Source organism: Novosphingobium cyanobacteriorum, from assembly GCF_029436685.1.
GTDB classification, from domain to species: domain Bacteria; phylum Pseudomonadota; class Alphaproteobacteria; order Sphingomonadales; family Sphingomonadaceae; genus Novosphingobium; species Novosphingobium cyanobacteriorum.
This window is the reverse complement of record NZ_JAROCY010000003.1, coordinates 1-23,372: the sequence shown is the minus strand read 5'-3', so window position 1 is coordinate 23,372 and position 23,372 is coordinate 1. Positions and strand designations below refer to the sequence as shown.

The 23,372-nt window shown below is 63.0% G+C and carries 21 protein-coding genes and 1 tRNA gene; 9 read left to right on the top strand and 13 right to left on the bottom strand.

Annotation, left to right across the window (positions count from 1 at the left end; translation table 11 throughout):
- Positions 1–63 precede the first annotated feature (63 nt).
- Genes zapE through POM99_RS03405 form a run of 3 tightly spaced genes read right to left on the bottom strand, consistent with a single transcriptional unit; the run spans position 64 to position 2,472 of the window.
- Positions 64–1,197 (bottom strand): cell division protein ZapE, encoded by a 1,134-nt coding sequence (zapE, locus tag POM99_RS03415; RefSeq protein WP_277275403.1) that lies wholly within the window; start codon positions 1,195–1,197, stop codon positions 64–66.
- The gene (locus tag POM99_RS03410; protein WP_277275402.1) at positions 1,194–1,664 is read right to left on the bottom strand and encodes a PaaI family thioesterase; all 471 of its coding nucleotides are present in this window, start codon (positions 1,662–1,664) and stop codon (positions 1,194–1,196) included. Before POM99_RS03410 ends, zapE begins: the two co-directional genes overlap by 4 nt.
- A gap of 25 nt (positions 1,665–1,689) precedes the next feature.
- Complete coding sequence (locus POM99_RS03405) at positions 1,690–2,472, bottom strand: succinate dehydrogenase iron-sulfur subunit (RefSeq protein ID WP_277275401.1); 783 nt, start codon at positions 2,470–2,472, stop codon at positions 1,690–1,692.
- Positions 2,473–2,664: 192 nt separating this feature from the next.
- On the opposite strand from POM99_RS03405, the gene POM99_RS03400 reads away from it, so the two are divergent.
- Complete coding sequence (locus POM99_RS03400; protein WP_277275400.1) at positions 2,665–4,626, top strand: alpha/beta hydrolase family protein; 1,962 nt, start codon at positions 2,665–2,667, stop codon at positions 4,624–4,626.
- A gap of 142 nt (positions 4,627–4,768) precedes the next feature.
- The gene (locus tag POM99_RS03395; RefSeq protein ID WP_277275399.1) at positions 4,769–6,184 is read left to right on the top strand and encodes a porin; all 1,416 of its coding nucleotides are present in this window, start codon (positions 4,769–4,771) and stop codon (positions 6,182–6,184) included.
- Positions 6,185–6,247: 63 nt separating this feature from the next.
- Here the strand turns inward: POM99_RS03395 and POM99_RS03390 are convergent, their stop codons facing one another.
- A complete protein-coding gene (locus POM99_RS03390; protein ID WP_277275398.1) occupies positions 6,248–8,755 on the bottom strand; it encodes a TonB-dependent receptor domain-containing protein in 2,508 nt (835 codons plus the stop codon).
- A 214-nt stretch (positions 8,756–8,969) separates the two neighbouring features.
- A complete protein-coding gene (locus POM99_RS03385; RefSeq protein WP_277275397.1) occupies positions 8,970–9,152 on the bottom strand; it encodes a Flp family type IVb pilin in 183 nt (60 codons plus the stop codon).
- 194 nt (positions 9,153–9,346) lie between these two features.
- Here POM99_RS03385 and POM99_RS03380 point away from each other — a divergent pair, with 194 nt between their 5' ends.
- The gene (locus tag POM99_RS03380) at positions 9,347–9,976 is read left to right on the top strand and encodes a class I SAM-dependent methyltransferase (RefSeq protein ID WP_277275396.1); all 630 of its coding nucleotides are present in this window, start codon (positions 9,347–9,349) and stop codon (positions 9,974–9,976) included.
- Positions 9,977–10,086: 110 nt separating this feature from the next.
- On the opposite strand, the gene POM99_RS03375 is transcribed toward POM99_RS03380, so the two are convergent.
- From POM99_RS03375 to pdeM, 5 genes are all read right to left on the bottom strand, one after another.
- A complete protein-coding gene (locus tag POM99_RS03375; protein ID WP_277275395.1) occupies positions 10,087–11,496 on the bottom strand; it encodes an NAD(P)H-dependent flavin oxidoreductase in 1,410 nt (469 codons plus the stop codon).
- A 188-nt stretch (positions 11,497–11,684) separates the two neighbouring features.
- Complete coding sequence (gene prfB, locus POM99_RS03370) at positions 11,685–12,812, bottom strand: peptide chain release factor 2 (protein WP_277275394.1); 1,128 nt, start codon at positions 12,810–12,812, stop codon at positions 11,685–11,687.
- Positions 12,813–13,022: 210 nt separating this feature from the next.
- Positions 13,023–13,580: a peroxiredoxin gene (locus tag POM99_RS03365; RefSeq protein ID WP_277275393.1), complete on the bottom strand. Its 558-nt coding sequence runs from the start codon at positions 13,578–13,580 to the stop codon at positions 13,023–13,025.
- 117 nt (positions 13,581–13,697) lie between these two features.
- The gene (gene infC, locus POM99_RS03360) at positions 13,698–14,219 is read right to left on the bottom strand and encodes a translation initiation factor IF-3 (protein WP_039335224.1); all 522 of its coding nucleotides are present in this window, start codon (positions 14,217–14,219) and stop codon (positions 13,698–13,700) included.
- A 132-nt stretch (positions 14,220–14,351) separates the two neighbouring features.
- Entirely contained in the window at positions 14,352–15,050 is a 699-nt protein-coding gene (gene pdeM, locus POM99_RS03355; protein ID WP_277275392.1) for a ligase-associated DNA damage response endonuclease PdeM, read from the bottom strand.
- A gap of 64 nt (positions 15,051–15,114) precedes the next feature.
- Here pdeM and hemF point away from each other — a divergent pair, with 64 nt between their 5' ends.
- The 4 genes from hemF to POM99_RS03335 all read left to right on the top strand — a co-directional run bounded on the left by hemF (position 15,115) and on the right by POM99_RS03335 (position 17,877).
- Positions 15,115–15,978, top strand: a complete 864-nt coding sequence (gene hemF / locus POM99_RS03350; protein WP_277275391.1) for an oxygen-dependent coproporphyrinogen oxidase — start codon at positions 15,115–15,117, stop codon at positions 15,976–15,978.
- Between the two features lie 398 nt (positions 15,979–16,376).
- On the top strand, positions 16,377–16,553 hold the full coding sequence (locus POM99_RS03345; RefSeq protein ID WP_277275390.1) for a hypothetical protein: 177 nt from the start codon (positions 16,377–16,379) through the stop codon (positions 16,551–16,553).
- A gap of 119 nt (positions 16,554–16,672) precedes the next feature.
- Complete coding sequence (locus POM99_RS03340) at positions 16,673–17,197, top strand: winged helix DNA-binding protein (protein ID WP_277275389.1); 525 nt, start codon at positions 16,673–16,675, stop codon at positions 17,195–17,197.
- Between the two features lie 47 nt (positions 17,198–17,244).
- The gene (locus POM99_RS03335; RefSeq protein WP_277275388.1) at positions 17,245–17,877 is read left to right on the top strand and encodes a GNAT family N-acetyltransferase; all 633 of its coding nucleotides are present in this window, start codon (positions 17,245–17,247) and stop codon (positions 17,875–17,877) included.
- Here the strand turns inward: POM99_RS03335 and POM99_RS03330 are convergent.
- Complete coding sequence (locus POM99_RS03330) at positions 17,864–19,042, bottom strand: glycosyltransferase family 87 protein (RefSeq protein ID WP_277275387.1); 1,179 nt, start codon at positions 19,040–19,042, stop codon at positions 17,864–17,866. The genes POM99_RS03335 and POM99_RS03330 overlap by 14 nt on opposite strands.
- Before the next feature lie 170 nt (positions 19,043–19,212).
- Here POM99_RS03330 and POM99_RS03325 point away from each other — a divergent pair, with 170 nt between their 5' ends.
- Together POM99_RS03325 and POM99_RS03320 are read left to right on the top strand one after the other, a co-directional pair.
- Positions 19,213–21,306, top strand: coding sequence for a RelA/SpoT family protein (locus tag POM99_RS03325; protein ID WP_277275386.1), 2,094 nt, complete (start codon positions 19,213–19,215; stop codon positions 21,304–21,306).
- A gap of 20 nt (positions 21,307–21,326) precedes the next feature.
- Positions 21,327–21,411, top strand: a tRNA-Ser gene (locus POM99_RS03320).
- Positions 21,412–21,937: 526 nt separating this feature from the next.
- Here POM99_RS03320 and POM99_RS03315 read toward each other — a convergent pair.
- Positions 21,938–22,531, bottom strand: coding sequence for a Swt1 family HEPN domain-containing protein (locus tag POM99_RS03315; RefSeq protein ID WP_277275385.1), 594 nt, complete (start codon positions 22,529–22,531; stop codon positions 21,938–21,940).
- A partial coding sequence (locus POM99_RS03310; protein ID WP_277275384.1) for a DUF5343 domain-containing protein occupies positions 22,528–23,372 on the bottom strand: 845 nt, incomplete at its 5' end. The genes POM99_RS03310 and POM99_RS03315, both read right to left, overlap by 4 nt.

Genomic DNA, 23,372 nt, shown 5'->3' with positions numbered 1-23,372 from the left:
CCGAACGGAGCAGCATGACGAATCGCCAGCGGGAATCGTTAACTCGGTGCCGGATTGCGGCTTTCAGTCTTCGCCGTGGCCCAGCGCCAGATAGTCCTGGCTCTGCATTTCCAGCAGGCGGCTGACAGTGCGGTCAAACATGAAGCGGCCTTCGTCGTCGCCGCCCGAGCTTGTGTCGTAAAGCGCATCGGGCTCTGCATCGGCGGTGGCGATCAGCTTGACCTTGTGCTCATACAGCGCATCGATCAGCGTGATGAAGCGCGCGGTCTCGTTGCGTCGCTCCGCTCCCAACTGCGGGATCGCAACCACGATCACAGTGTGGTAATTGCGCGCAATCGCCAGGTAGTCCGCTGCGCCGCGCGCCTCCGCGCACAGCCGCTTGAAGCTGAACACGCCCACGCCCTTCAGGCTCTTCGGCACATGCAGCATCCGTCCACCGCCAACGTCCAACTCCGCGCTGGGCACGTGGGCGCTGTCCTCGGGCTCGAAGTCGGTCAGGCGGAAGAACGCCTCGCGCACCTTGGCGGTCGATTCAGGCCCGACCGGCACGTGCCAGGTGCCCACGCCGCGCATGCGTTCCAGCCGGTAATCGACTGGTCCGTTCAGCGCCAGCACATCCAGCCGATCCTGCACCAATGCAATGAAGGGAAGGAAGTGTTCGCGGTTTAGCCCGTTCTTGTAGAGTTCGGCCGGCGCGCGATTTGACGTTGTCACCACCGTAACGCCTTCGTCCACGATCAGGGCGGTGAACAGCCGGCTCATGATCATGGCGTCCGCGCTGTTGTTCACCACCATTTCGTCGAACGACAGCACGCGGCATTCTCGCGCGATCTGCGCCGCCACTGGCAGGATCGGATCGCCGCCTTCCTTCTTGCGCTCTTCGCGCAGGCGCGCATGCACATCCAGCATGAATTCATGGAAGTGTGCCCGCCGCTTGGCGGCGATCTGCAGGTTGTCGTGGAACAGATCCATCAGCATGGACTTGCCGCGACCCACCCCACCCCACATGTAGATGCCGCGCGGTGGAGGAGGGGCCTTGCGGCCCAGCAGTCGGTCCATGAGACCCGCTTTGGGCGTTGGCTGCTCCAGCTCCTGCTGCAACCGGTCAAGCTGCTGCGCAGCCGCAGCCTGTTCAGGATCAGGTTTCAGCTCGCCAGCCGTCACAAGTGCGGCGTAGCGTTGGGATACATGCGTCATGAGGCGGAAGGCTTCCGAATGGTTCCGCTGAATGCGGCCACCATCGTGTCATCCTGCTCGACGATTCCGCGCAGGAACACCAGACGCCGGGTTTCCCGCAGCACTTCAACCACTGCATCCATCGGTTGGCCGATCTTGCCTGCGCCAATGAATTGGGTCGAAAGGTCCAGAGTCACCGCACCAGCCGCATCGCCATCCAGCAGAAAGCGGAAGCCTGCGAACAGCGAAACGTCGATCAGCGCCAGCGTAACCCCGCCATGCACCGCATCCATCACATTGCTGTGCCGTCGCTCCGCGTTCATTCGCAAGCGCAGGCATTGTTTGCCGCCAGGCAGTTCTTCCAGCCGGACCAGGGTCGATCCCAACGTCTGGCCGTTGAACCGGCTGTCGTCCGCCAGGTTCCAGGTGTGCCAGCCTGGCGCATGGGGCGCGGGCTCGAAAACAAAGCCTGTCTTCGGTTCACCCACGCCGACGTTCCTTACCAGACGCGCGTCAGATCGCGCGTTCGGCCTGCATCTTCTTGATCTCGGCAATCGCGCGCGCCGGGCTCAGGCCCTTGGGGCACACGTTGGCGCAGTTCATGATGGTATGGCAGCGATAGAGGCGGAACGGATCTTCCAACTCGTCAAGCCGCTCGCCAGTCATCTCGTCGCGGCTGTCAGCCAGCCAGCGATAGGCCTGCAGCAGGATTGCCGGGCCAAGGAACTTGTCGCTGTTCCACCAGTAGCTGGGGCACGAAGTGCTGCAGCACGCGCACAGGATGCACTCATACAGGCCGTCCAGCTTCTCGCGCTGTTCCGGGCTCTGCAGGCGCTCCTTGCCCGAAGGCGTGGGCGAAACGGTCTGCAGCCACGGGCGGATGCTGGCGTACTGCGCGTAGAAGTGCGTGAAATCGGGAACGAGATCCTTGATCACCTGCATGTGCGGCAGCGGGGTGATGCGGATTTCACCCTTCAGGTCCTCGATCGCGGTGGTGCAGGCAAGGCCATTGCGACCGTTCATGTTCATCGCGCACGATCCGCAGATGCCTTCGCGGCAAGACCGCCGGAACGTCAGCGTCGGATCCTGCTCACCCTTCATCTTGATCAGCGCATCAAGCACCATCGGGCCGCACTGGTCCAGGTCGATCTCAAAGGTGTCGTAACGCGGGTTCTCGCCGCTGTCGGGGTCATAGCGATAGACCTTGAATTTCTGGATCCGCCCGCTGGTTGCCGCCGCATGATGCCGCGCCTTGCCGGTGATCTTGGAATTCTTGGGCAGGGTGAAGGTCGCCATGTTCATTCCCTCAGGGTCTTTTGCTTGAGTCGTCCTTAGCGATTGCAGCACGCGGGGCAAGGGGTTCGAAAGGTCAGGGTGTTTGAAGGGCTGCGGCCAGCGCGTCCGCCTTCCTTGCCGCATTGGCTGCAGTTGCGTTTGCATTGGCGGGCGCCATGGGCAAGCATTGCACCAGACATTCGGGGGGGCCCATTGAATCGTTCGCTTGTCAGTCTTGCCGCGCTTGCGGCCGCGTTCTCCGTTCCTGCCTTCGGTCAGCAGGTTTCTCCCCAACCTGCACCTTCGGCCAAGGCCGCGCCTTTGGGAGCCGAAGCCTTTGCCGCCCTGCCGGCTTATGAGGACGCGACGATTTCGCCTGACGGGCAGCATATCGCCGGCAAGTTTCCCATTGGCGGGAAGCAGGTCATCGCGATCCAGTCCTTGTTCGATCCCGCCGAAAAGCCTGCGCTGCTGTCTGTCAGCGAGGAATCGCAGGCCGACTGGGTCCTGTGGGCGGGTAACGATGACCTCGTCATCCATCTCACGGCGCTTATCCCCCTCTACATGGGGGAGAAAGCCTATGTGAGCCGGCTCGTCGCGCTCAATCGCAAGACCGGGAAGATGACCAAGATCCTGTGGGACCGCATGGGGCAGGACGCGGCAGACGTCATCTGGATCGCGCCGGACAACCGCCCGGAAATCCTCGTCGCTGCGCAGAACTCGATCTTCGACGAGCTTGAGTTCTACCCGCGCGTGTTCCGCGTGAATGTGGCCACCGGCAAGCAGAAGGTGGCGATGAACCCCCGGACCGGCGTGCGCAACTGGGCGGCCGATGCATCCGGCACTGTGCGCACCGGTGAATATTACAGCGATCAGCAGCGTACCTTCCGGCTGCTGTATCGCGGAGAAGGGCAAGGCAGCGGGTTCAAGGAAATCGATCGCGCCAACACCCGCAAGAACGAGAGCCTGCTGAGCCCGATCCTGTTCGTGCCCGGCACCAACCATGCCGTGATCACCCGAACGCGCGATGACAACGGTGAAGCCCTGGTCGAGGTGGATCTCACCACCCAGCAGGACGTCCGCACCCTGTTCGATGCGCCTGCCGGGGTGGAGATCAACCGGGTTACCGTATCCGACGATGGCAAATCGGTCGTCGGCCTTTCCACCAGCGATGGTCAGGTCCATTGGCTGGATCCGCTGGTGAAGGAAACGCAGGATTCGCTGGACAAGGCCGTTCCCGGCCAACGTGCCAGGATCGTCAGCATGGCAAACGGGCGCAACGCCATGCTCGTCGCGCTCGCGCGCGCCGACACGCCGGGCATTCTCTATTACTACGACGCTCAGGACGGCCGGATGCAGCGGCTCGGCTATTTCAGCGATGCGATCAAAGCCGGTCGCATGGCCCCCGTGCGTACCGAACGGTACATCGCGCGAGACAATCTTTCGATCGAAGCGGTCGTGACCAGTCCGAAGGATCGCGCCGAAAAGAACCTGCCGGTCATCATCATGCCCCACGGCGGTCCCTGGGCGCAGGACCGTCCCGAATGGGATTACATGGCGCAATATGTCGCCAACCTCGGCTATCTGGTGATCCAGCCCAATTTCCGCGGGTCCACTGGCTATGGCACGGAATTCACCCGTCGCGGGGAAGGACAGATGGGCCTGGCCATGCAGGACGATCTGGTCGACGCGCTGAACTGGGCGGTCAGGAAAGGCCTGGCCGATCCCAAGCGGGCCTGCATCGTGGGCGCATCCTATGGCGGTTATGCGGCGATGTGGGGCATTGCCCGCGATCCCGATCTCTATCGTTGCGCCATCTCGATCTCAGGGGTTGCCAGCCTGCGGCGCGAGGTCAACGATTTCGGGCGTTACTCAATGGGCGGCAAGTTTGCCGACGACTGGAAGAAGATGACGCCCGATTTCACCGCCGTTTCCCCCGCCAACTTCGTGCAGAACATCAAGGCGCCGCTTCTGCTGATCCACGGCAAGCAGGACGTTACGGTCGATTTCGGCCAGTCCGCCCTGATGGAAGACCGTATGCGCGCAGCGGGCAAGAACGTGGAATTCCTCCGCCTTCCCGAAGCCGACCACTACTTCACCCGCGCCGCGGACCGCCTCGCCATGCTTCAGGCGATGGGCAAGTTCCTCGTCGCCAACAACCCGCCTGACCCCTGAGTGGAAATTCGTCACAATCAGGCAAGTTGAAAGTCACATAAGTGTCATAAAAATGTCTTAGTCGGCCTGCTCATCAACAGCGGGGGACCGACCTGTGACCTTTTCCAGGGCTTTTCGTGCGGCGCTTGCCGCAAGTGTTTTCGTGGGTGCCCCACAGGCTGCCTTTGCGTCGGAGCGCGATGACGCGCGCATCGCCGATCTTCAGCGGCAGGTAGATGAGCTGCGCGCCATCGTCCGCACGCTCCAGGCTGAGCGTGCTCCGGCGGGGATGGCTGCTGCAACCCCGGCCGCAACGCCCCTCGCGCCCGCCGCCTCATCCGCTGCTGCGGCCCCGGTCCAGCTCGCCGCTGCACCGGCGACCGTGCCGGCGCCAGTCGCCGCGTCGGCCAAGCCCGCCGCCCCCAAGAAGGCATGGTATGAAAAACTCCAGCTGCGCGGTTACACCCAGCTGCGCCTGAACGAGATCGTCTCCGGGCCCAAGAACGCCGCTTCCGGCCTTGCGCGCATCCGGTCCGTGCAGGATTCCGGCATCAACGACACCGGCAACTTCTCAATCCGCCGCGCGCGTCTGGTGGTGCAGGGGGATCTCTCGGACCGCGTCTCGCTTTATCTGCAGGGTGATTTCGCCGGCGCGGTCAACAACCAGTCGGCCAATGAACCGCGGCAGAACTTCTTCCAGCTGCGCGATGCCTATGCCGATCTCTATCTCGACAAGCACAAGACGCTCAAGGTCCGGCTGGGCCAGTCGAAGGTGCCGTTCGGCTGGGAAAATCTCCAAAGCTCGTCCAACCGCCTGCCGCTCGATCGCACCGATGCGATCAACGCGCCTGTTCCCGGCGAGCGCGATCTGGGCGTTGTCGCCTATTATACCCCGCCTTCGATCCAGAAGATCTGGGACGAGCTCAGCCATGATGGGCAGAAGCTGTTCGGGAACTACGGCGCATTCGGCGTGGGGGTTTTCAACGGTCAGGGCACCAACCGCGTCGAAAAGACCGAAGGGCTGATGACCGTGGCCATGGCCACCATGCCGTTCCGGCTTGATGGTCTGGGCGATGCGTTCAAGGGGCAGGTGGCCGAAATCGGCGTCTATGGGCTGAAGAACAAGTTCCGTCCCGAGATCCGGGCAGGCGGTGTCTCCACCGAATCATACCAGGACGATCACATCGGCTTCCACGCCATGCTCTATCCCAGGCCAATCGGCTTCCAGGCTGAATGGACCTGGGGCAAGGGGCCGCAGTGGGACAGCGCGACCAGCACCATCCGTTCCAGCCGGTCCACCGGCGGCTATGTCATGGCGCTGGGCCGCATCAAGGAAAGCCCGATCGGCCAGATCATGCCGTTTGCCCGCTGGCAGCATTATCGTGGCGGCTGGAAGGTTTCGGTCAACGCGCCCCGTCTGGAGACGGACGAATACGAACTCGGCGTCGAATGGCTGCCGCTCAAGGAGCTGGAGTTCACCTTCTCGTGGGCGAACGTCAACCGGGCGGAAGCGGATGAACGCCGCACTGGCCGCGCCAAGGGCGATATCCTGCGTACGCAGGTGCAGTGGAACTATTGAGATGATCAATCAAGGCGGCGGGGCGCATCGCAGGTGCAGCGCCCCGCCGCTTTGATTTTTTTGTCAGAAGAACACGCGGGCCGATGCGGTAATCGTCCGTCCGGTCAGCGTGCGGGCCAGCGCTACGCCCGAAGCCGGGATCGTGGCGTCGCCGATGTCGACAAAGGCCATCTTGTTGAACACGTTGGCGGCATTCACGCCCAGCACCAGCCGATCGATTGGCCGAACCTGCGCGAACAGGCCGACCAGGGTATAACCCGGCATTTTCAGCTGGTTCACGTCCTGCGAGAAGCTTGAGGTCTGGCCGGTCACATTGGCGCCCACGGTGAACAGGTCGGTCTCGTACTGCGGGATCACGCTGTAGACCAGACCGGCCTGGTGGCGCGGCTTCTTGCCCACGACGGCAGGATCGTTTGCCGCCGTGATCTTGCCACCGGCCAGCGTGCCATTGGCGGACAGGCTGAACGGCCCGTGGCGGAAGCGCGTTTCCAGTTCAGCGCCATAGGTGCGATAGGACCGCTGCACCACGCCGAATACCTGGTTGCCGTTTTCGTCGTTGTAGATCTGGGTGTTCGTCTCGCGCGTCTTCGCCAGGAACCCGGTCAGGTTCACCATGATCCCGCCCGAGCGATACTTGAAGCCGCCTTCCAGCTGGCGAACCGGGTCATAGCCTGCGCTCCGGTCCAGCAGCGTGCCCGCTGCGCGATCCAGCGCTGCAGAGAACACCACGCTGTCTGCGCCGGCCCTTGCGCCACGGCTGTACCGGGCGAACACCGAAAGCGCTTCGGCAACGCGGTAATTCAGACCGGTCGAATAGGACACGTAGTGATAGTTGTAGTTGAGCGGCCATGCTGCCGCCGGATCGACAAACGGCACCGCCGCTTCGGGTCCGTTGAGGTCGATCACCCCGTCGCCGTTCATGTCCTGCGCCCGGGTCGTCTGGTCATCCACCCCGGTGCCGCGCACCTTGCCGGCGTCAAAGCGGATCGAACCACCCAGCGCGAACTTGCCCTTCTGGAAATTGAACGAGGCATAGGGCGCGGTGATGTCATATCGCACGTCGGCATACCGCGAAACGCCGGGAAGGCCGAGGAAGCCATAGCCGCTCACGCCGCGCTGCGTCGCAGCAGTGCCATCTGCACGGGTGATGTCGACCAGGGCGGATTGGCCATGCCCCACCACATCCTGCACCACCGTCGTCATGCCTTCGGTCGTGTTCAGGTCCTGCAGCGACTTGTAGATGCCCGCCGTCGTGGTCAACGCACCACCGCCAACCTGCCACACCCTGCTGGCGCGGAAGTCATTGGTCACGATGTCCATGCTGTTGATGCCCGCCCGATAGAGCCCGGTTGCGGTGAGCAGGCCGTTGCCGTTGAGGTTGGCCGGATTGATCACCGTCCCTGCCTTGGGCCCGGTGGCATAAGTCAGGACATTGCCCGGCTGGCCTGCCAGCATCTCGGCGATATCCGCCGCCTGGCCCACGGCAACAGGCACCACTTGAAGCAGCACACCGGAATTGTTGGAATAGCGGAAGCGCTCGGTCAGCGTCCAGCCGCCAAGCGTGAACTGGCCTTCCACGCCGAAGGTCTTCGATTTGGCCCGCATGTCATCATGCATGTTGTCGGTCGTGATCGCACCGTTATAGCCAGGCGCAAGCCGGGTCGTGAGATAGCGTGATTGCGCCGTGTCGCGCACCGCATCGAAACCCGGCACGCTGGTGAACTTCGGGTTGTCGTTGGTGCCGCTCACGCCCACCGGATAGGTGAAGTAATAGGGAAAACGGTCATCGAGCAGCTTCATGTTGAAGCGGATGTAGCCGTTGTCGAACTGCCGGGTGATATTGGCTTTCACCTGCCCACCCTTCAGCGTGTCATACCCGGCACGGCGCGGTCCTTCGCCCTGGCGATAGAAGCCGCCAACGTGGAAACGCCATCCGCCACCCAGCTGCCCGCCGTAATCGAGGTCGATGCGATTGGTGTCGAAATCGACCCCGGCCGATGCCTGGATCGATCCGCCTTCGACCTCGCCGGTCTTGGAAACGAGGTTCACCACGCCACCGGGCGCGTTGGAGGCGAAGGTGGAAGCCGATCCGCCGCGGATCGATTCAACCTGGGCGACGCTGAGGTCCACCCGCACGAAGATGTCTGATGGCGCAACAAAGAAGTCGCCGAATTCCAGAACCGGAAGGCCGTCTTCCTGCAACTGGAGATACTTGGCCCCAGCGTTGACCAGTGGCAGGCCGCGCACGGTATAGCTGTTGTTGGCGATGCCTGTGCCAGCCTCGGTGCGGATGCCGGGCACGTTGCGAAGAAGCTCGGCCAACGAGGCAGGGGCGAGGGTGCTGACATCGCGTTCCTTGATCGCGCTGGTCGATGTCGCGCTGTTCAGTGGATCGCGCGCTTTGGCCACGCCGGTCGTTACGGCTGCGTTGTCGTCGATCGTACGATTGGCTTCCCAGGCGGTCTTCGCTGGTGCCGTATCGTTGGCCCAGGCCATGCCCGGCAATGCCGCGACGACAAGGGCGACCGTCGATGCGCCAAGGGAAAGTCGTAGAGAAACGGAGATTGTCATAGAACCCACCTGTCCGAAGATATCGGAGCGTTCCCTACGCGCAGCGGGCCGAAGACCGGGTTTCCGAACGATAAGTGTAGTTACCGAATCGTTGTTGCTGTTTCTTCTCGTGCAGCATGCGTGGTGCCAAAGGCCGCAAATGACAAAGAGAAGGGCGGGGAGCCGAAGCCCCCCGCCCTGTTCTTACGCGGAGACTGAAGCCGCGATCAGATGATTAGAACGTGCCGTCCTGCGCGTTGTTCATGTCGTTCGACACGAGCGAGAACGTGTTGGAGAGCGAGTTGCCGAGCGAACCCATCGCAGTGATCGCTGCTACGGCGATCAGAGCGGCGATGAGGCCGTATTCGATAGCGGTGGCGCCGTCTTCGTTGCGGAACAGGTTCTTGAAAACATTCATCTTTCGTCTCCTGAGATGGCGCCCCCCCGGCGCCACTCACCCCTTTTTGGATGTCCGGATGAGTGTCATTGGTAATACCCCTTAGGGCTTAAGAAACGACTAATGAGAGTGAAATTTGAAACTTTAGTTGATGGTCTTGCAGTGCGATCCACCCTCCGGCACCTTCTGCTGAAGAACAGCAGGTGGGGGCGGTGATGATAGGTGCTTTGTGGGATCGGCATGTGCTGCCGCGGGTGATCCGCGCGGCATGCGGATCGGATGCGATCATGGAGATGCGCGCCAAGGTGGTGCCGGCTGCAACCGGCGCGGTGTTCGAGCTTGGCTGTGGCGGCGGGCTGAACCAGCGGTTCTATGATGCCGGGGCCGTCACCTCGTTCAGTGGCGTCGACCCGTCAGGAAAGCTGCTCGACTACGCCCGCGGTGAGGCGGAAAAGCGCGGTTGGGTGGCGGATATCCGCGAGGGCGTGGGCGAGGATCTCCCGTTTGCCAGCGACAGCTTCGATACCGCCGTGTGCACCTACACCCTGTGTTCGGTTGACGATCCGGCGCGGGTGCTGACCGAACTGCGCCGGGTCCTGAAGCCCGGCGGGCGGCTGCTGTTCCTGGAGCATGGTCGCGCCCCCGATGCAAAGGTGGCGCGTTTCCAGGCGCGGATCGAACCGCTGTGGAAGCGCGCGATGGGCAATTGCCACCTGACCCGCCCGGTCAGGGAAAGCGTGGCCGCCGGAGGCTTCCAGCTTGATCAGCCGCAGGGCGTCTACATGGAAGGCATGCCGCGTTTTGCCGGGTGGATGGAGTGGGGTGCCGCCATCAAGGCGGGCTGAGCAACGATCGCAACGAAGGTGAGCGGCGGATAAACGAAAGGCCGGAGGGATGATCCCGTCCGGCCTTGCAATCGCTGCGGCGTGGTTAACGCCGCCTCGGCGGATCGCGTTCAATCGCCGGTCAGGATGCGATCGACCAACTGCTTCACCGTGGGAGTGAAGTTGTTCGAATAGAACGGGTCCTGCTTGAAGCGGTAGGCGGCGTGGCCAGCGAACATCAGGTTCTGATCGATGTCGCCGCCGTGCGCGATGTCCTGCAGCGTCTTCTGGATGCAGAAGCTGCGCGGATCGGCCAGGCGGCCCGTGGTGTAATCATCATGGTCCTTCCATGACGAAAATCCGCAGTGCGACAGGCAGCCCATGCAGTCTTTCTGGTCCTGCTGGATCTCGTCGCGTTCCGAAGGGGTGACGAAGACCATGGTATCGTCGGGCGTGCGCAGCGCATGGGTGAACCCTGCGCCAAACCATTCGCGCGCGCGGGCGAGGTCGCCCGGCGTGACCCAGAAGTTCTTGCCCCGCACGCCAACGTCCAGCTGCGCGGTGTGTTCGCCCGCCGCCACCCGCGAATAGGGGATCTGGCGTTCCGAGCGCGCTTCCAGCGATTGCAGGAACGGATTGCGCACCGCCGAGGAGTAGAACCCGGTGGGTGAGAAACGGTGGAGCAGCACGTCGCCCGGCTCCAGCGTGCGCAGGTGGTCCTTCCACGGCTGCGGGATCGGGCTTTCCTCGGTCAGCAGCGGGCGCGTGCCGAACTGGAAGGCAATGGCGCCAAGCTCCGGATTGTCGATCCAGTTGTTCCATTCGCGCAGGTACCACACCCCGCCCGCCATCACGATCGGCACGTCATCCGAAACGCCTTCGGCGCGCATCGTGTCGCGCAGTGCCTTCACGCGGGGGTAGGGGTCTTCCGGCTTGCGCGGGTCTTCGGCGTTCGACAGGCCGTTGTGCCCGCCGGCCAGCCACGGGTCTTCATAGACCACCGCCGCCAGCAGGTGCGAAACCTTGTGATAGGCCCGCTTCCACAGCGCACGGAACGCGCGGCCCGACGATACGATCGGCAGGTAGTTGACGTTGAACCGCGCCGCGATTTCCGAAAGCTTGTAGGGCATGCCCGCGCCACAGGTCACGCCGGTAACCAGGCCGCGGGTCTTTTCCAGCACGCCTTCCAGCACCGCCTGCGCGCCGCCCATTTCCCACAGCACGTTGATGTTGATCGCACCCTTGCCGCCGGCGATGTCATAGGCGCGGCGCACCTGCTCCACCGCGCCGTCGATGGCATAGCGGATCAGCTGTTCGTGGCGTTCCTTGCGGGTAAGCTGTTCATAGACCTGCCGGACGATCTTGCCCTCGGCGTCATAGCTGTCGGCGTTCACCGCGCTGACCGTGCCGATTCCCCCGGCCGCGGCCCATGCGCCCGAGCTCATGTGGTTGGTCGCGGCGACACCCTTGCCACCCTCGACCAGCGGCCAGACTTCACGGCCACCGTACAGGATCGGCTTCAAACCCTTGAAAACAGACATACACCACTTTCAACACACGACCGCCCGGCGCAAACCCCGGCCAGCGGCCCAGAACCCTTTTCCCGATCGGGCGCCTGACGCGCCCACCACGGCATATTACCCGACGCTGAACGACTTAAGCCACATTGAGATGAAGCGAAAGAGTGCAGGGCGCGAAGCGGAAAAATCCACTGTCCCGCCCGCCCGGCTCAATCGTCGTCCGAAACGTCGACCTTCTCGCCCGTCACCTTCTGCGAAAGCGCCGCCGCCATGAATGGATCGAGCGCGCCGTCGAGCACCTCGGTCGGGTTGGTGGAAACCACCCCGGTGCGCAGGTCCTTCACCTGCTGGTAGGGCTGCAGCACATAGGAGCGGATCTGGTGGCCCCAGCCGATCTCGGTCTTGGCCGCATATTCGCCGCTGGCGGCCGCCTCGCGCTTGGCCAGTTCGGCCTCATAGATTCGCGCCTTCAGCATGCCCATCGCGGTGGCGCGGTTCTTGTGCTGGCTGCGGTCGTTCTGGCTGGCCACGATGATCCCGGTCGGCACGTGGGTGATGCGCACCGCGGAGTCCGTGGTGTTCACGTGCTGCCCGCCCGCGCCCGAAGCGCGATAGGTGTCGATCTTCAGGTCCGCCGGGTTGATCTCCACCTCGATGTTGTCGTCGATCTCGGGATAGACCCAGACCGAGCTGAACGAGGTGTGGCGCCGGGCGGAGCTGTCATAGGGGCTGATCCGCACCAGCCGGTGCACGCCGCTTTCCGTCTTGGCATAGCCATAGGCGTAATCGCCCTTGATCAGCAGCGTTGCGCTCTTGATCCCGGCCGCTTCGCCCGCGTGGTAATCCACCAGGTCCACCTTGTAGCCATGGCGTTCGGCCCAGCGGGTATACATGCGCTGCAGCATCTCCGCCCAGTCCTGGCTCTCGGTGCCGCCGGCGCCGGCATGCACTTCGAGGAAGGCGTTGTTGGCATCGGCCTCGCCCGCCAGCAGCGCCTGGATCTTGTCGTTGTCGGCGCGTTCGGCCAGCGCGGCAAGCGTGGCCAGCCCCTCGTCGATGGTGGCTTCATCGCCCTCCATCTCGCCCAGTTCGATGAACTCGATGGCGTCGGCCATTTCCTGGCCGATCTGGTTGACCGCACCCACCGCTGCTTCCAGCCGGCGGCGTTCGCGCATCACTTCCTCGGCCTTCTTGGGATCATCCCACAGCTTGGGGTCCTCGACGCGCGCGTTCAGCTCGTCGAGCCGGCGCACGGCGCGGTCCCAGTCGAGGAACTTGCGCACCAGCGCCAGCGCGGCGTTGATGCGGTCGATATGGGCCTGCCCTTCGGCACGCATGGCGGATACTCTCCAAACTCACGAAAACGAACGAGCCGCTTAGCGGAGCCGCCCGGCATGTAAAGGGTGGACGTGCTGTGGCGGGCTTCACCCCATCCACGCTGCGCAAGCGGGTTGCGCCGGCAAGCTGCGCTATCCTTGCTCCGTCGTGAAGGAAGGAAAGACTTGGCCGCTTGCGGCCCGGGCAACGCTGGATGGTGGTGAATGAACCTACTTCGCCAGCTTCTTCACCGCTGCCAGCGTCATGGACACATGCTGGCTGTAATCCATGTCAGAGTGGACGAAGGTCACCTTGCCGCTCTTCGAGATCACATAGCTGGTGCGCTTGGTGTAGCCGGTGGACTTGCCATCGCGCTGCAGGTCCACGTCGTAGGCCTTGATCACTGCCGGGCTGGCAGCCGCCACAGCAAACTTGTCTCGGCATTCGGCGGTGGAAAACTTCTTCAGCGTGTCGATGTCGTCGTTCGACATGCCGAGCACGGTGGCCCCGGCCTTGCGGAACTCGTCGGTCGCCTCGGCAAAGGCGTGCGCTTCCAGCGTGCAGCCTTGGGTGAAGGCCTTGGGATAGAAATAGAGCACCACCGGTCCCTTGCGCAGCAAGGCGTGGAGGGCAACCGGCATGGCCTTGCCCGCCAGCGCGCCCTGCGTGGTGAAGTCGGGCGCCTTTGCGCCAACGGCCAGCTCCGCATGTGCGGCGCTGGGAAGGGCAAGGCTGCCGGCAAGCAGGGCGGAGGCCGCGAAGGCGGCTGTCAGGTGGTGCGGGATCATGGGGCGCAAGCCTATCACAGCGCCGTGCCCGCTCAAGTGCCATGCACGAAAAGGAAGGCGAAACGAAAAAGGGCGCCCGCAGGCGCCCTTCTCGTCGTCAGCTGGGATGCCTCGCGCTCACTTGGGCGCAAGAACCATCAGCATCTGGCGGCCTTCCATGCGGGGGAAGGCTTCGATCTTGGCGATCTCGGCCACATCGTCCTGCACCTTGCGCAGCAGGTTCATGCCCAGCTGCTGGTGCGAAAGCTCGCGCCCGCGGAAGCGGAGGGTGATCTTCACCTTGTCGCCTTCACCGATGAACTTCACCACGTTACGCATCTTGGTGTCGTAATCGTGGTCATCGATGTTCGGACGCATCTTGATCTCCTTGATCTCCTGCGTCTTCTGGCTCTTGCGGGCAAGATTGGCCTTTTTCTGCGCTTCGTAGCGGAACTTGCCCACGTCGAGGAACTTGCAGACCGGCGGATCGGCATTGGGAGAGACTTCGACGAGATCGAGGCCGACTTCGGCCGCCTGCTCGATGGCCTCACGCGTGTACATCACGCCGAGATTTTCGCCATTCTCATCGATCACGCGCACCTTCGGCACGTTGATCATCTGGTTATAGCGGGGTCCGCTCTTGACGGGGGGCGCCATCATGCGCCGGGGTGGGGGGGCTATTGTGCTTTCTCCTGCGGTTTTCGATAAAATGCGGCTTTGGGCGCGCACATACCATAATGGCGGCGCGAATAAAGGGCCTTGGTCACCAGATGGTGAATCTGGGTCTTATAATCAAGCAGCTCGCCAAAGTGGGAAGCGCGCCACGCGCCCCGCAGCAGGCACCAGCGCGTCGATCGCGCTGGCCGGCTGCAGCGCGGCCAGCAGGTCCGGGTGCGCTGCATCCATCCCCCCGGTCAGCGCGCCGAACGCGGGCAGCACCAGCCGGGTATCGCTGGCCACGGCGCAAGGGCGGGCAATGCGCCGGCCCCGCGCGGTCACGCGCAGGCGCGGGTGGAAATGGCCGGAAAGCTCGGGTCGCGCCTCGCCCCGCTGCGCATGGTGGCGCAGCACAAGGCCGCGCGTGGCGAGTTCGGGCAGGTAAGCGCCAGGGGCTGGGCGCTTTCCATCGGCGCCCTTTTCGTCGTGGTTGCCGGTGATCCACACCCAGTCAGTCGCGCGGGCCAGCGCATCAAGCATCCCGGCCGCGTGTGGTTCCAGCCGTGAAGGACCATCGGCATCGTGAAAGTTATCCCCCAGGCAGAACACCCGGCGCGCGCCGGTTTCGCGCAGCGCAGCCGCAAGGCGGGCCAGCGTTTCCCGGCTGTCATACGGTGGCAGCATCTGCCCGGTGCGGGCAAAGAAGCTGGCCTTTTCAAGATGAAGGTCCGCCACCAGCAGCGCGTTCTCCTCTGCCCAGAACAGCGCGGACGACGTGCCGAGTCGGAATTCCTGCCCATGAAAGGCAAAGGGGGCGAACGAAACGGGAACCATGCCTGCCCCTTGCCGGAAGGCGAATTGCTTGGCAAGTCCGGCGGGACGAGAGGATGACTGCCCGATGACCGACTGGACCCCGCATACCGCCCGTGCCCGCACCTGGTTCGAATCGCTGCGCGACAGGATCTGTGCCGAGTTTGAGGCGATCGAGCGCGAAGCGGGCAGTGACGCCAGCTTCACCTACACCCCGTGGCAGCGCGAGCATGAGGGTGAGCCGGTCGAGAACGGGGGCGGCGGCGTGCAGGGCCTGATGAAGGGCAAGGTGTTCGAAAAGGTAGGCGTCAACGTCTCTACCGTGGGCGGCGCATTCTCAAAGGAATTCGCCGGTTCGATCAACGGGGCCAGTGCCGATAATCCCGGCTTCACCGCCACCGGGATCAGCCTGGTGGCGCACATGGCCAATCCGCATGTGCCCGCGGTGCATATGAACACCCGCTTCCTCACCACGCAGAAGGCGTGGTTTGGCGGAGGCGGCGATCTCAACCCGCCAATACCCTATGACGAGGACACGGCCGATTTCCACGCCGCCTACAAGGCCGCCTGCGACCGGCACCATCCGGAATACTACCCGCGCTTCAAGGCCTGGGCAGACGACTATTTCTATATTCCCCACCGCAAGGTGCATCGCGGTGTGGGCGGCATCTTCTACGATCACCTCGAATGCGCCGATGATGCCGGTTTCGAAGCAAACTTCGCGTTGACGCGTGATGTGGGCGAGGCCTTCCTCGCCGTATTCCCCATGCTGGTGCGCCGTCGCATGGGAATGGCCTGGAGCGATGCGGAAAAGCTGCAGCAACTGCAGTGGCGCGGTCGCTATGCCGAATTCAACCTCGTCTATGACCGTGGCACGCTGTTTGGCCTCAAGACCGGCGGCAATATCGACGCCATCCTGATGAGCCTGCCGCCGGAAGCCGTCTGGAGCTGACCGAATCTCGCTGGTTCTTTGCAATTTGCCCCTTGGGGCCAGGCGGCACCCTTCCCAGATAGTTAACGCTCACTAACGTTAGCAAAGGTTTGCCTGCGCTACGTATGTTTGTGTGACAAGTGTTTTATTTTGGTTTGTCTGCAGTCATTTAGGACAGGCGTCCCGGTTCGGAACCGCGCCAAGACAAACGATTTCTCGCCATTTTTTTCCGCATGTGCGAAAAGAGATGCTGCGTAACCCAGCGCAAGGTAAATAGTAGAAACTCCGCCCATATAGGCTGTTCTGTCAGTTGGGTGCGAGAAGCCTGATTGGCTGAATTAAAAACACCATTTTGAAGCAAAATTGCGGCGTCAGGTTGAGGGGTCGATCTGGCCAAATCCGCAAAGGGGATGCGAACTATGGACGAGGGAAAGATGGGAGCGGAGCGGAAGTCGGTTTATCGACAGTTTGCCGGAGATCTGGACCAGATGGCCACGCGGGTCGCCGAGATGGGTGACTTGCTGCTGGCAGCACATTTGCAGGCAGCGCTCGATCACCTGCGCACGGTGCTTGTGTCGGATGAGGCGGCGGGCTGAACGGTCTCTGCGCCGTTCCTTCACGACGCGCTGGAACCATATAGGTAGTTGTCCGTATGTGACATTACCACGGATCGGTCGGAAATGGACTATGGGTGGTGCAAGACCCTTAGACAGGAATGACCGTGACCTCGACCGACATTCTGCGATTGCGTGCGCGCAAACTTATTGCATCCGCGAACGAGCTTCTGGCCATTGCGCGGGAACTCGAACACATCTCGGCCGTGCCGGAAGGCACTTCGGATGCCGGGCAGGGCCTGCCCGCTTTGCCGGAAGACCATCCCCACTGGCTTGAACTGGCGCGCCGCGCCTATGCCGATCGCCGTCGTCGTGCGAAGTTGTTTGACCCGTCGCTGTTCGGGGAACCGGCGTGGGACATGCTGCTCGATCTGTTCATCGCTGCCAAGGAAGGCAAGCGGGTCAGCGTCACCAGCGCCTGCATTGGCGCAGACGTGCCCGCCACCACCGCCTTGCGCTGGATCGCCGTGCTGGAAAGCCAGGGGCTGGTGGTGCGGGAAAGCGATCCCAAGGACGCGCGCCGCGCCTTCATCCATCTTACCGCAACAGCCTATTCGAAGATGATCGAATACCTCTCGCACGATGTGCCTGTGGCGAACGATGCGGGCGAGCACGAGGCGGCCTGACATCGATTCGTCGTGAAAGTCGGCCGCGCGCTTGCTATGCGCGCGGCATGATACCCGATCATCCCCTCCCGCTTGCCGAAGGTTACCACGCTGTCGCCCCGGGCGATCTCGCCTGCGTGGTCACCGCGCTCGAAATGCTCGCGCCGCCTGCCGGGCTGAAGCGCCTCGTCCCCGAAGGCGACGTGCCGGTGCAACTGGTACGCTGGAAGGATTGCAGCGCGGCCAAGTATCGCCTGCTCTACAGCCGCGTCGGCGCACAATGGCTATGGTGGTCGCGCATGGCCAAAAGCGACGAAGAGCTTGAGGGGATCATCCGTGATCCGGCCGTGCAGCTCCATGCCGTCATCGATCGCGCCCGCGTCGAAGTGGGGATGCTCGAACTTGATTTCCGCGTGGCCGGCGAATGCGAGATCGCGTTCTTCGGCCTCATCCCCGGCGCCACGGGCAAGGGGCTGGGCAAGTGGCTGATGCGCAAGGCCTTGCAGCTCGGATGGGGCGGGGAAGGGGTGCGGCGGATGTGGGTCCACACCTGCACGCTCGATGGCCCCACCGCGCTGCCGTTCTACATGGCGCAGGGCTTCGTGCCCTATGCCCGCTATGTCGAGATCTTCCGCGATCCCCGCCTTGCCGGCATCCTGCCGGCTGATTGCGCCAGGCAGCAGCCGGTCATTTCCGGCTGAGGCGGGTCCACACCAGCGCCAGCAGCGCCGCGGCGGCCAGCGGCATCAGGTTGATGCCCAGCGGCAGCGCCGCCGCCCGCGTTGCCAGTGGCGCCAGCCACAGCAGGATCAGCGCCTGTTTTTCCCAGGGCCGCCAGCCCGTCCGCCGTGCCTCGGTGGCCAGCCAGAACACCGGCTGCACCAGGAACGCCAGATCATAGGAAAACAGATAGGGTGAGGCGAGCGCCGTTGCGGCCAGCATCATCGCCCCGGTCGCCTGCGCATCGGCGCTGCGCCGCCATGCCAGGCACGTGATGGCGATCCCGCCCAGCGTGATAAACCCCTGAAGCACCACGGCAATTGCCTGCCCCGCCAGCACGTGTACCGCGGCATAGGGCGTGCACATCCGCACGAAGAATTCGCCCCCGCTCTGCGCCATCAGCACCCGGCTGACATGGAAGCTCTGCGGATAGGCGGCCCAGGTTTCCGGCCCGAACACCAGCAGCGACAGCAGGCACAGACCGATGGCGGAAATCGCCGCCCCCCCGATCGCCCGCCACTGCCGCCCCGCCAGCAGCCAGAAGGGGACCAGCAGGGCGAGGTGCGGTTTTATGATCAGGGCGCCGAACAAGGCCCCGGCCAGCCACGGTTTTCTGGGCAGGAACAGCACCCCGCCGACGAGCAGGGCGGCGGTGAAAAAGCCGTTCTGCCCGTGACTTGCGGCAAGATAGGCGACCGGCGAAGCCAGGATCGCCAGAGCATGTCCAGGCGCAATCCGGCGCGCCACCAGGAACCACGCGGCCCAGCCGGCAAGGCCCCAGGCGACCCAGGCAACCACATAGGGCAGCCATCCCAGGGGGGCGACGAGGAAGAGGTAGGGGGGCGGATTGACATAGGCGACGAGTTGCCCGGTGCCCGATGCAGCCTGCGCCGCCTGTTCCGCCAAGAGGTTGTAAACATTGGCGGGATTTCCGCCGGCCAGGATCCTGCCAGCGCCCCAGAAGGCGAGGAAATCGCTGCCGGCACCCCCGGTGGCCTCGAAGAACACCTTCGCCAGCATGGGCACCCAGGCGATGAGGAAAAGGACCGAAAAGCCCTTTACCCGTGCGGAATCGGGCCAGTGGCCGTTGCGCGCGGCATGAAGGGCGCGCTGCAGCCGGTTCTGCCCCATTTCAACCCCGTTCAAAGCGGCTCACCCCCCGGTCAGTCGATCTCAACCCCATCTCAGTCGTTGTCAATTTACGACCTCGCAAGCGGCTTCGGGTCTCTCAATAGCAACACGGGCGTGAAAGAAACGTGTGCGCCATGCCATTTTGCCTTGCGGCATGTGGTCGGTTTCTCCCATCTTGGGTCCAGATGCTACGCCAGTACGAACTTGTCGAACGTGTGCTCGCCTATGATCCCGATGCGGACGAGGCGATGCTGAACCGTGCCTATGTCTATACCGTGCAGAAGCACGGCACCCAGAAACGCGCCAGCGGCGACCCGTACTTCAGCCATCCGGTGGAAGTGGCCGGCCTGATGACCGAGCTGAAGCTGGACCAGGAAACCATCGTCACCGCGCTGCTGCACGATACGGTGGAAGACACGCTGGCCACCACCGAAGAGATCGAGCGCCTGTTTGGCGGCGACGTGGCCCGGCTGGTGGACGGGGTGACCAAGCTTTCCAAGATCGAGACGATGACGGAAAGCGAACGCGCGGCCGAAAACCTGCGCAAGTTCCTGCTGGCGATGAGCGAAGACCTGCGCGTGCTGCTGGTGAAGCTGGCGGACCGGCTGCACAACATGCGCACGCTGCACTTCATCAAGAGCGAGGACAAGCGCCGCCGCATCGCGCGCGAGACGATGGAGATCTATGCCCCGCTGGCCGAACGCGTGGGCATGTACGAATACATGCGCGAGATGCAGCTGCTGGCCTTCGAGCAGCTGGAGCCCGAAGCCTATGCCACGATCACCGGGCGGTTGGCCGCGATCCGCAGCGAGGAAGGATCGCAGGTTGGCGCCATCGCGCTGGAAGTGAAGCAGGTGCTGGCCGAAGCGGGCATGAAGGTGGAAGTTTCGGGCCGCGAGAAGCACCCCTATTCCATCTGGCGCAAGATGGCGGAACGGCATGTCAGCTTCGAACAGATCACCGACATCATGGCGTTCCGCGTGCTGACCGAAAGCGAGGACGAATGCTATCGCGCGCTGGGCATCCTGCACCGCGCGTGGCAGATGATCCCCGGCCGGTTCAAGGACTATATCTCCACGCCCAAGATCAACGGTTACCGCAGCCTGCACACATCGCTGATCTATAACAACGCCATGCGCGTGGAAGTGCAGATCAAGACCAAGGACATGCACGAGACCAACGAATACGGTCTTGCCGCGCACTGGAGCTACAAGCAGGGCGGGGTGCCGCCCGATGCGCAGGTGGGCTGGCTGCGCGACCTGATCGAGATCCTGGACGCCAGCCACGATCCCGAAGAGCTGCTGGAAAACACCAAGATGGCGATCTACCAGGATCGCATCTTCGCCTTCACCCCCAAGGGCGCGCTGTTCCAGCTGCCCAAGGGCGCGACGCCGATCGACTTTGCCTTTGCCGTGCACACGAACCTGGGCGCGCAGGCGGTGGGGGCCAAGATCAACGGCCGCCACGTGCCGCTGCGCACGCCGCTGGGCAATGGCGACGTGGTGGAGATCATCAAGAGCCGCAATTCCGAGCCGCAGCTTTCATGGCTGGGCTTTGTGGTGACGGGCAAGGCGCGCGCCGCGATCCGCCGCTTCGTGCGACAGAAGGAACGCGCCGAAGTGGCCGCGATCGGCCGCAAGCTTTACGAGGAAATCGCCGAGCGGCTGCCCAGCAAGATCGGCAAGAAGGCGCTGGCCGATGCGGTGAAGCGGCTGAAGATGGGCGGCGAGGAAGACCTGATGGTTGCCATCGGCGCCGCCAAGATCGACGACCGGCAGGTGATGGAGGCGCTGGTTCCCGGCAGCGCGGCAAACCTGCCCGCCAGCGAGGAATGGCCGCGCCAGCAGCGCGCCATCGCGGTGCGCGGGCTGACGCCGGGCATGGCGTTCAAGCTGGCCAACTGCTGCCACCCGGTACCGGGCGACCGCATCGTGGGCCTGCGCCGCCCCGGCAAGGGGGTGGAAGTGCATTCCATCGACTGCATGACGCTGGCCGACGGGGTGGACGCCGACTGGATCGACCTTTCATGGGACGCGCGCACCGATGGCGCGGTGGGCCGCCTGCGCGCCGAGCTTTACAACCGCCCCGGCACGCTGGCGGAAATGGCCGGCATCTTTGCCAAGAACCACGCCAACGTGGTGAACCTGGAAATGACCCAACGCGAAAACCCGTTCCACACCTATGAGGTGGACCTCGAAGTGCGCGATCTGGCGCACCTGACGCGGATTGTCAGCGCCTTGCGCGCGAGCGATGCGGTGGCGCAGGCGGAGCGGATTTGAGGGGGCGGCACAATTAGAAGGGGCGGATTCAGACGTTAGCGCCCGACTTGGAGTAGCTGACTCTTAATCAGCGGGTCCTAGGTTCGAGCCCTAGTGCGTCCACCACTTTCCTCAGCATTTACAGTAACTTACCCATCTACGGGGTCACTCTTACCCAAGGGCCGCAAGCGTCGTGTAAGAGCAGTGTAAGAGTACACAATAAAGCTGCCGGGCGGCTTGAAACCGCAGTTGCGGCTCGCCATCTCCTAAGCACGAAATAGCCGAAGCGTGTTTGAGGTCACCCCCGGGCCAACGGAAAAAACCTCACTACGCTGGCCTAGCGCACCCCGTCGGCTACGACATGGGTCCGGGTGCGAGATAGAGGAGAACACTATGGTGTTCCTCACTATCGAAGCCAGCAAGCCGAACGGTGCCTCGTACCGTCTGGCCATCGGGTGCAATATGCTCCTGCTGGCTTCGTGGTTCGCGAGTATCGGCCGGATGCTCTAAGGGAAGGGCGCCTCAGCAATGGGGTGCCCTTTCTCGCTCCGTTATAGGGTCGGGGTAGCAGTCAATTCTTGGCGATGCCGGCTGCGTCGCCATCTTTTTAAAACGCGCGCGAATTTGCTCGATTTTACCGATCGGCGATCGCTCAGCTCTTCGGCCCTTCCAATACCCTGAACCAATCCCGGATCGCGAGCTTCAAGCGGTCAACCTCGTCTTCTGCCAAAACTCCGCAGTGGGCGATCGTTCCCCGCAGCATGTTGAGCGCTGCCATCACCCGAGACACCGCCGACTGATTGCTGAGCATCCCCGCAAAATCGGACCAGTTGGCACGGATAATGTCTCCGAGCTGGCCAAAGGTCGTGTAATCGATATCGTCCTCTGAACGGACGGACACGGCAGCCTGCGCCTCCCGATCGCGATTCTTTCGCACTTCCTCGAGGACGCCGGGTGGCACGCGGGTGTCCCACCATTTCGCACCGTGCGCCGATTCCATCGTCTCTACGATTAGACGGCGGATGTCGTTCTCAAGAAGGTAGAATATCTCGTAGTAGCGGGACATGTGAGCAGCGTTCTTGCGGTTTGCTAGATCGAACTGCTTGATGAAGGGTTCGAGTTGCTCGTTATCTGCCTGGCTAAGCCCACGAGACTGGGCGGTGTCATACTCGGCCAAAGTCGTCCGCAACCCTGCCTCTATGACGGCGCACTTGAGCACGAACAGTTCGACCGTGTGGTCACTCATGACAAGAGGTTCGCCTTGAGGCTCTTGAAGATGGCGTTGTAGACCTCGACGTTCGTCGTCTCCGGCAGAACCACGTTGATATTATAGGCAAGCTGAAGCCGCCCGTTGCCACCGCCATTCTGGTCAGAGGGCGGCGGGGGTGGGGAATCGTGCGACTGACCAGCGTCGTTTAGGTCTTCGGCCTTGCCATCCTCACGCGCCTGCTTCGCGTAATCCTGAAAGGCTTGGAAAGTGTTCAGGATGTAACGGACAATCCCTTCCTTCTTGGGAAGACCAGTGATCGCCACGATAACGTCAACGAGCGCGGCTTCATCCGCTTTGTGTGCATATTGGTTCCGCCTGAAGATCTCCGCAAACCCGTTACGAAGCGCCTTAAGTGCGGCGGCCGATCGGCCTGCGTCCGTCTGGAACTGAGCATATAGTTCGGTCGGCGCGCCCGTCTGATTAAGCAAGCCGGTGGCTTTTAGAATGGGAATGATAGGCCGCGCGGCTCCGCCTGTCGCCCCCATCACGGTCCCCAGAAAGTCAGTATTGAACGTGCCGGGCTTTTCGGAGGTCGGAATCTTCTCCAACACCCTCTTCAGCACCCCGGGGCTTGAGGTGTAAGGAAGCCCGCCAGGTATCTTGCGACGAGCAGTCTTTTCCGAATTGGCGGCTGAAGCCGCCGCCTCTGCGGGCGCTGCCGCAGCCTTCTGTTCAGTTGCCAAGTCAAATCCCCCTAGGTTGTGTTGACAAAGAGGATTCCCAAATCGCGTAAGTTCTGATTCATGGTAGTTTTTGAGGAGGCTACCTTGATCCGTGGTTTGATGAGCGATGAGGAATGGGCCTTTCTTAAACCGTT